The sequence below is a fragment of the Polaribacter sp. genome, assembly GCF_965656025.1.
Classification (GTDB): Bacteria; Bacteroidota; Bacteroidia; order Flavobacteriales; family Flavobacteriaceae; genus Polaribacter.
Genome location: NZ_CBFHJT010000018.1, coordinates 1 through 3821, shown reverse-complemented (window position 1 = coordinate 3821; position 3821 = coordinate 1). Strand labels below are relative to the sequence as shown.

Here is a 3821-nt window from a genome sequence, read left to right as displayed (position 1 = left end):
TTGTAAAGCATCTGCAATTTCTTGCATAATAAAAGGAGATACTGCTGTTCTTGCACCAATCCATAATAAATCTACATCATTTTCTAACGCTAATTTACAGTGTGCAGCATTGGCAACTTCTGTACAGGTTTTCATACCTGTTTCTTCTTTTACCTTTTTTAACCAACCTAAGCCTAAGGCACCAACACCTTCAAAATTTCCTGGTCTTGTTCTTGGTTTCCAAATTCCTGCTCTATAATAGTTTACATCAGAATCTTTTAATTCGTGTGCAATTTTTAAAACCTGTTCTTCGGTTTCTGCACTACAAGGCCCTGCTATTACTAGTGGATGATCTAATTTCATATCGTCCAACCATGTTCTTAATGCTGCTGTATTCTTCATTTTTCTACTTGTTTTGGCTCTTATTTTATGCCGTTTAAAATTTGTTTTATATAATTTGTATTCTCCATTTCGTTAAAAATTTCAGAGAAATTATCTTGTTGCATCAACTCTTTAAAGTGTTGTAAATTGCTGATGTATTCTTCTAATGTTTCTATTACGTTTTCTTTATTCTGCTTAAAAATTGGTGTCCACATTGCTGGACTACTTTTTGCCAAACGAACTGTAGATTCGAAACCAGAACCTGCCATATCAAAAATATCGCGCTCGTTTTTTTCTTTATTGATAACTGTTTTACCCAACATAAATGCACTAATGTGGGATAAGTGCGAAACATACGCAATATGTTTGTCGTGAGAAACTGGATCCATATATCTGATACGCATTCCAATGGCTCTAAAAAGCTCTAAAGCTTTTTCTTGCAGTTTAAATGTTGTTTTTTCTACTTCGCAAATAATGTTAGTTTTCCCTTTATATAAGCCAAAAATTGCTGCTGTAGGTCCAGATTTTTCTGTTCCAGCAATTGGATGACAGGCTAAAAAATTGCGTCTTCTTTTATGATGTTCAACAACTTTACAAATGGCTTCTTTTGTAGAACCTGCATCTACAACTAAGGAATCGTCTGATATTTTATCTAAAATAGTTGGTAACAATTTCACAGTTGCATCAACAGGAATAGATACAATTACCAAATCTGCGTTTTCAAGATCATCTAAGGTCGCTTTTTTGTCAATTAATTTTAATTCTAACGCTTTATTTAGAGTTTCGTCTTTTCTACTAATACCATGAATTACAACTTCTGGATTGTGGTTTTTGATATCGATAGCAAAACTACCGCCAATTAAACCCACACCGATCATGTATATATTTTTCATTGTTTACGCTTTTCGCCTTTAGCTGTTTACTTTTTGCTAATGGCTAATTGCCAAAAGCTGAAAGCCTATTTATTGCTTCTTTAATTATCTCTTTTGTTACACACAATGAAAAGCGAATATAACCTTCTCCTTGAGAACCAAAAATGGTTCCTGGTGTGATAAAAATATCATTTTTGTACAATACTTTATCTGTAACTTCTTCTGATTTTTTTCCTTCAGGAATTTTTGCCCAAACAAATAATCCTGTTGAGTTTGTATCGTATTTTGCACCTAACTTATCTGCTAATTTCCAAATGAGTTTTCTACGTTCTTCGTATACCTTATTTTGTTCTAAAAACCAATCGTCAGATAAATGTAAAGCCTCTATGGCTCCTTTTTGAATTCCGTAAAACATCCCAGAATCCATATTCGATTTTACTTTTAGAACCTCGTTGATGAAGGTTGCATTTCCTAACAACATACCAACTCGCCAACCAGCCATATTGAAAGTTTTACTCAAAGAATTTAGTTCTAGAGCAATGTCTTTAGCACCATCAACTTGTAAAATACTTATTGGATTATCGTTTAGAATAAAACTATATGGATTGTCATTAATAATTAAAATATGATGTTTTTTACCAAATGCAACTAGCTTTTCAAATGTTTCTAAAGTGGCATTTGTACCTGTAGGCATGTGAGGATAATTTACCCACATAATTTTTACATCTGTTAAATCTTGACTTTCTAACTCATCAAAATTTGGCTGCCAATTTTTATCATTACTTAAATTGTAAAACAACGGTTTTGCCCCAACTAATTTTGTAACGGATGTGTATGTTGGGTACCCAGGATTTGGAATTAATACTTGATCACCTTCATTTAAAAAAGCCATAGAAATGTGCATAATTCCTTCTTTACTTCCCATTAAAGGTAAAATTTCATTCTCTGGATTTGCCACTACAGAAAACTTATTTTTATAAAAATTAGCAATAGCGTTTCTTAGTTCTGGTAATCCTTGATAAGATTGATATTTATGTGCAGAAGCATCATTTAAACTGCCTTGAATTGCGGCTAAAACTTTTATTGGTGGCTGTAAGTCTGGAGAACCAATGCCCATATTTATAATAGGTTTTCCTGCAGCCATTAATCCTCTTACTTCTCTTAATTTTTTAGAAAAATAGTATTCTTTAACAGTATCTAATCTTTTTGCGGGTTGTATCATTTTCTCCCGTTTTTATAGGTTCCTAAAACTTTAAATTCTTCTGCCATTATTTTTATAATTGATTCAGCTTTTTGATAGTCTTTGTATTCATCAAAAGTAATGTCTACAAAAAACGAATATTTCCAAGGGGTTTCTATAACTGGTAAAGATTGAATTTTAGTCAAATTCATTTTGCAATCGCTCAATACATTTAAAATAGTTGCTAAACTTCCTCTTTTATGATCTAACTGAAATTTTAATGATGCTTTATTAATTTGGTCAATTCCGTTTTTTGGCTCAGTGGTTTGTACAATTACAAATCGAGTTGAGTTGTCTTTAATCGTTTGAATTTCATCTTCTAAAACTTGTAAACCAAAAATTTCTGCAGCAATTTTTGGTGCTATTGCAGCAATACCGGTTAAGTTTTCTTTTGCAATTCTTTTTGCCACTTCTGCAGTATCTACATCTTCTACCAATTTTATATGTGGATAGCTTTTAAAAAACTCCTTACACTGTAACAATGCCATGGGATGAGACCAAACTTCTTTTATATCATTTATATTTTGTTCTTTCAACGCCATTAAATGATGATGGATATTTAAATACTCTTCCTCTATTATATGTAAATTATTACTATCAATTAATGCATAATTTGGTATAATTGAGCCTGCAATTGTGTTCTCTAAAGCCATAACACCAATATTTGCCTCTCCTTTTAAAAGGCTTTCTACCAAAGCATCAAAAGACATACATTCTATTAACTGAATGTTGTCTCCATAAAAATCTATTGCAACTTTATGATGATTTGAGCCTTGGGCTCCTTGTATGGCGATTGTTTTTTTCAAACTTTTTAAATGATATCAAAAAAAAAGCCTCGAAGTAAATTCGAGACTTTATATATTTTATTTGTTTCTTAACAACATGATACAAAGTCTCTTCTTTTACTAAAAAAGTAAAAGTAAAAATAGAAACGAGTAAAGTTATTATTTAACATTTGAATGCTCTTTGTTTTGATTGACAAATCTAAATATTAAATTTAGATATACAAATTTAATTCACAATATTATATAAATTTTTCTGATTTGTTAAAAATAAAGTAATACAGCACCATTTATTTATGAATTGTTGTAAAAAAACAAATATTTATCAAAAATATCGAAAATTTTAAGTAGTTAAATTCGCTGTAAAGTTTTTATATACTTCAATGAAATTTACTTACAAACAGCAATTTAGCCTATAAAAATAGTAACTTATAAAAGTTTTTAATAAAAAAATAATACTATATTTGCACCTTCAATAGAAAATCTGTTGAAATACATAAAAATCATTTAAATAATATTGGCATGTACTTAACTAAAGAAGTAAAAGAAAGCATCTTCGAAAAACAC

The 3821-nt window shown here is 30.4% G+C and carries 3 protein-coding genes and 1 pseudogene; all 4 read right to left on the bottom strand.

Features of this window, described 5'->3' with window-relative positions; translation table 11 throughout:
- A pseudogene (locus ACTG3S_RS05020) lies at nt 1-381 on the bottom strand (3-deoxy-7-phosphoheptulonate synthase); the annotation flags it as partial.
- Between the two features lie 20 nt (nt 382-401).
- Nucleotides 402-1253, bottom strand: coding sequence for a prephenate dehydrogenase (locus ACTG3S_RS05015; RefSeq protein ID WP_439128277.1), 852 nt, complete (start codon nt 1251-1253; stop codon nt 402-404).
- Between the two features lie 43 nt (nt 1254-1296).
- Nucleotides 1297-2454 (bottom strand): pyridoxal phosphate-dependent aminotransferase, encoded by a 1158-nt coding sequence (locus tag ACTG3S_RS05010; protein ID WP_439128276.1) that lies wholly within the window; start codon nt 2452-2454, stop codon nt 1297-1299.
- Nucleotides 2451-3278 (bottom strand): prephenate dehydratase, encoded by an 828-nt coding sequence (locus ACTG3S_RS05005; protein ID WP_439128275.1) that lies wholly within the window; start codon nt 3276-3278, stop codon nt 2451-2453. Before ACTG3S_RS05005 ends, ACTG3S_RS05010 begins: the two co-directional genes overlap by 4 nt.
- Nucleotides 3279-3821: the final 543 nt, after the last annotated feature.

What these genes read in the sequence shown, in the direction of transcription:
- ACTG3S_RS05010 (WP_439128276.1), bottom strand. Translation starts at nt 2,454, where the DNA reads ATGATACAACCCGCAAAAAGATTAGATACTGTTAAAGAATACTATTTT.
- ACTG3S_RS05015 (WP_439128277.1), bottom strand. Translation starts at nt 1,253, where the DNA reads ATGAAAAATATATACATGATCGGTGTGGGTTTAATTGGCGGTAGTTTT.